Annotated in this window: 5 protein-coding genes; 4 read left to right on the top strand and 1 reads right to left on the bottom strand. The window is 56.4% G+C overall.

Annotated features, from left to right (window positions below; all coding sequences use genetic code 11):
• Window positions 1–77 precede the first annotated feature (77 nt).
• The 3 genes from mobA to moeA are packed head-to-tail and all read left to right on the top strand — an operon-like array spanning window position 78 to window position 2,398.
• The gene (mobA, locus tag AC2VLY_RS09960; RefSeq protein ID WP_486892674.1) at window positions 78–668 is read left to right on the top strand and encodes a molybdenum cofactor guanylyltransferase MobA; all 591 of its coding nucleotides are present in this window, start codon (window positions 78–80) and stop codon (window positions 666–668) included.
• Window positions 665–1,159 carry a molybdopterin-guanine dinucleotide biosynthesis protein B gene (gene mobB, locus AC2VLY_RS09955; RefSeq protein ID WP_486892675.1) on the top strand — a complete coding sequence of 165 codons (495 nt, stop codon included), beginning with the start codon at window positions 665–667 and terminating at the stop codon, window positions 1,157–1,159. Before mobA ends, mobB begins: the two co-directional genes overlap by 4 nt.
• A complete protein-coding gene (gene moeA / locus AC2VLY_RS09950) occupies window positions 1,160–2,398 on the top strand; it encodes a molybdopterin molybdotransferase MoeA (RefSeq protein ID WP_486892676.1) in 1,239 nt (412 codons plus the stop codon). It begins immediately after the preceding gene.
• 20 nt (window positions 2,399–2,418) lie between these two features.
• On the opposite strand, the gene AC2VLY_RS09945 is transcribed toward moeA, so the two are convergent.
• Complete coding sequence (locus AC2VLY_RS09945; protein ID WP_486922197.1) at window positions 2,419–2,931, bottom strand: phospholipase D family nuclease; 513 nt, start codon at window positions 2,929–2,931, stop codon at window positions 2,419–2,421.
• Between AC2VLY_RS09945 and AC2VLY_RS09940 the strand changes: the two genes are divergently transcribed.
• Window positions 2,915–3,160: hypothetical protein (locus AC2VLY_RS09940; protein WP_486922196.1), on the top strand; the 246-nt coding region annotated here is incomplete at its 3' end. The genes AC2VLY_RS09945 and AC2VLY_RS09940 overlap by 17 nt on opposite strands.

Raw genomic sequence — 3,160 nt, 5'->3', positions numbered from 1 at the left:
CCTGCTCCGGGTTTTACTTGTCTGAGAATTGTGGAAGGATAGCATAGGCTTTTATGACAGGGCAGCAGCCAAATATCATGCACATCCAGCAATCTGTTTCCCCACCGGCTTCCCTACCGCTTCCGGTCACCGGATTGATTCTTGCCGGAGGCGCAGGACGGCGTATGGGCGGTGTCGATAAAGGCTGGGTCCTTTGGCAAAAGGCCCCGCTGATTAGTCATGCCATCCAGATCGTGCAGACAGACAGTGCAGAAATTCTGATCAGTGCCAACCGCCAGCTCGCAGATTATCGGGCCTTGGGCTACCCCGTCATTTCTGACCCCTGCGCCACTTTTGAAGGTCCACTCATGGGCCTGAGTGCCGGACTGGCCGCTGCCGGGCAGGATTGGGTGGCCAGTATTCCCGTGGACAGCCCACTCCTTCCCCACGATCTGTTGCGGCAGATGTGGCAGGCAAAAATGGACAAGGATCTGGTCGTGGTACGCAGCGACCAGCGCTGGCATGCGGTACTCGTCTTATGTCATCGCCGTCTTTTACCCCACCTGCAAGCTTATCTGGATCGAGGCGGACGGCGGGTTCAGGACTGGTTTCGTGACCTGGATTACGCCACCCTGCATCTGGATGAAGCGGTTCTGCGCAATTGTAACTCGCCCGAGGATCTGTCATGAAAGCGTTGGGCGTGATAGGATATAGCGGCAGCGGGAAAACTACCCTGCTCTGTGCCTTGATCCCCCTGCTTCGCGCAGCGGATTTACGCATCGCCATGGTCAAATCCACGCATCATGACGTGGACTGGGATACTCCCGGAAAAGACAGTTATCGCCTGCGTGAGGCCGGTGCCGAAACAGTCATGCTCCAAGGCCCCAAACGCTGGTTCACAACCTGTCTGGCACCGGAAAAGGTCACTCTGGAAAGCATTGTTGACAACTTGCCTGCGCCTGCAGATTTGCTGTTGATTGAAGGGAACAAAGCTTTACCCATTCCGAAAATAGAGGTACACCGCCCGGCGCTGCAAAAACCTTTGCTGGCCGCAGAAGATCCCCGGATTATTGCCGTAGCCAGCGATGCGACCTTAACCACCCACTGTGCAGTACTGGACATCAATACCCCTGAAAGCATTGCGCAATTTATTCACGACTGGATACACGAGGAACCCTGAATGGCTCACTGCTGTAGCGACAACGAACATGATCCCATGGCGAAAAGTGTTGAGGAAGCACGCGCTGCCATTCTTGCCAGCAGCCCGGCCCTGACCGATACCGAAGTTCTGCACCTCAGCGCTACACTGGGACGGGTTCTCGCTGAAGACCTACGCGCCCGGCAGCCGGTCCCCGCCTGGCCGAACTCGGCGATGGATGGTTACGCCCTGCGCAGCAGTGACGGCGAAAAACCCAGACAGCTCATCGGGCATTGTTTTGCCGGACATCCCTTCACGGATGTAGTCGGGCCTGGTGAGTGCGTGCGCATCATGACCGGCGCCGTCTTGCCAGAAGGTGCGGACAGCGTCCTGATTCAGGAACTCGCGGACATTCAGGAGGAAAAAATTCTTCCCCGGCAGTGTCCGGCACCTGGCGCCAATATTCGTCAGGCCGGCGAAGATCTGCAGCCCGGCGTCGAGGCCCTCCCTGCCGGCACACTGCTCCGACCCGCCCAACTGGCCCTGCTCGCCAGTCTGGGCATTGCCGAGGTCAAGGTTTTTCGACGTCTGCGTGTAGCCTTTTTTTCAACGGGTGATGAACTGCGTCCACTGGGTAGCACGCTGGAGGCAGGGCAGATTTACGACAGTAACCGGTATGCCCTGCAAGGGATGCTCCAACGTCTCGGCTGTGAAGTTCTCGACCTTGGACGGATCCTGGATAACCCGGAGGATCTGGAAAAAACTCTGCAACAAGCCGCAGGCATGGCTGATTTAGTAATCAGTACCGGCGGCGTGTCGGTAGGCGATGCGGATTACATTGCCGAACTGCTGGGACGCATTGGTAGCATCAATTTCTGGAAAATGAACATGAAGCCCGGTCGCCCGCTGGCCTTTGGCCAACTGGGAGAAACTACCTTTTTTGGCCTACCCGGTAACCCGGTTTCCGCTATGGTGACTTTCTACCAGTTTGTGCGTCCCTGCATCCTCAAGCGGATGGGTAAAAGTGCCCCCTGGACACCCACCGTTCTTAAACTGCCTCTGGCCCAGGCACTCAAGAAAAAACCGGGGCGCACCGACTTTCAACGCGGCGTGCTGATTTCTGGAGAAAACGGTCTCCAGGTGGCGGGGGTCGGTCAACAGGCTTCGCATATCATGAGTGGACTCGCGCATGCGGACTGCCTGATTATTCTGGCTGCCGACGCCGAGGGTGCGCCAGCCGGAAGTATGGTGGATGTGCAATTGCTGGAGGGTTTGGTCTGAATTGGTCGTGACACCTGCCGTCAGTCCAGACCATGGCGCGGCTGGTAGCGGGTGGAGTGGCTGAGATGAAAGCGGAAATTCTCGGCGTAAAGCTTTTGCAGTGCGGGATTTCCCCGAAAAATCAGCAGATTCTCGGCATTCGCCTGTTCCGCCGCTTTGCTGAAGTTGAAACTGCCGGTGATGAGAGTGTCTGCATCAATGACCATCACCTTGTTGTGGGCAATGGCATGCTGATCGTCAATAAATACGGGCACGCCCTGATTGGCAAAAAAGTCTGCCACGGAATATTTCTGGGTGCGCTGACTTTTGTCCAGCACCACCTGAACATCCAGCCCCCGCCGTGCCGCCTGCAAAACCGCCTTGGCAATAGGTGCGCTGGTAAAACTGTAGGCCTGCACCCAGACCCGCTGGTGTGCGCCGTCCACGGCGCGCACGATGGCGGCTGTTGCCCCTCCTGGCGGAGAAAAAGCCACTTCAATGCTCCCCAGCGCCGGAACAGTGACTGGCGAATGGGGCATGGTTGCTGTCGCCATGGACCACTGTTCCTTGCCCCAATGCTGGGCCTGTTGCCACAGCGAAGCTGCCGCTGAAGCTGGCAATGAATTCAGAAAAAAAGCCAAAGGCAACAAAAGGTATAGCAGGGGCTTTTTCATCAAGGTCATGGAATTTACGCTCATCAGGTTTTTTAGTGAAGATAAATGGAATTGGGGAATTCGCCAAGTGGCAAATAATCGACAGATAAATAATCACTCTTTAGACTGC

The sequence above is a fragment of the Acidithiobacillus sp. TH-A36 genome, assembly GCF_057473445.1.
The sequence above is the reverse complement of the archived record's forward strand: the minus strand, read 5'-3'. Positions and strand labels throughout refer to the sequence as shown.

Excerpts from the sequence above, each read along its gene's own strand:
- AC2VLY_RS09945 (WP_486922197.1), bottom strand. The coding sequence starts at position 2,931 with ATGGCGACAGCAACCATGCCCCATTCGCCAGTCACTGTTCCGGCGCTG.
- mobB (WP_486892675.1), top strand. The coding sequence starts at position 665 with ATGAAAGCGTTGGGCGTGATAGGATATAGCGGCAGCGGGAAAACTACC.
- mobA (WP_486892674.1), top strand. The coding sequence starts at position 78 with ATGCACATCCAGCAATCTGTTTCCCCACCGGCTTCCCTACCGCTTCCG.
- moeA (WP_486892676.1), top strand. The coding sequence starts at position 1,160 with ATGGCTCACTGCTGTAGCGACAACGAACATGATCCCATGGCGAAAAGT.